1 protein-coding gene is annotated in these 629 nt (G+C 58.8%); it reads left to right on the plus strand.

Features of this window, described 5'->3' with window-relative positions; translation table 11 throughout:
- Positions 1-101 precede the first annotated feature (101 nt).
- A complete protein-coding gene (locus IU459_RS23290) occupies positions 102-458 on the plus strand; it encodes a winged helix-turn-helix transcriptional regulator (RefSeq protein ID WP_195131693.1) in 357 nt (118 codons plus the stop codon).
- The last annotated feature ends 171 nt before the right edge of the window (positions 459-629 follow it).

The raw sequence follows: 629 nt of genomic DNA on the forward strand, positions 1-629 counted from the left end.
CGCCGCAACCAAGACTGCTCGATACCCGGTGACTCGACAAGTACCTACTATTTTGTCTGGTACTTACTAATTGGTGTGTGAACAGGTAGAGAGGATGCGCGATGGGCGCGAAGCGATCGGGACCGTACTTCTGCGGCATCGATGCCGCGATGGATGTGATCGGCGGCAAGTGGAAGGCGTTGATCCTGTGGGAGCTGGAGAACTTCGGTGTCCGGCGTTTCGGCGAACTGCGCAAGGGGCTGCCGGGGGTCTCGGAGAAGATGCTGATCCAGCAGCTGCGTGAGCTGGAGGAAGACGGCATCGTCGAAAGGACCGTGTACCGCGAGGTCCCGCCGCGTGTCGAGTACCGGCTGACCGGCCTCGGCGTCGCACTGAACGCGGCGCTCGAGCCGCTGGGCGCGTGGGGCCGCGACCGGATCGATCGGATCGGTGCGGAGCGGGTGCATCAGGCGCTCTGAAGTGAATCCTTCAAAAGTGAATGTTTCATCTTGGCAACATCATCCAGCGAAAGATCAAGCTACTAGTTGGTAACTTTAGTTAATTTTGTGCACACAGCCCGTAATTGACGGTTAACCGGGGCCGTCGTATGTTCCACGTCACAACTTTGCTCGATGTGGGTGGCGTGGCTG

The sequence above is a fragment of the Nocardia amamiensis genome, from assembly GCF_015477605.1.
In the GTDB taxonomy this organism is placed as follows: Bacteria; Actinomycetota; Actinomycetes; order Mycobacteriales; family Mycobacteriaceae; genus Nocardia; species Nocardia amamiensis_A.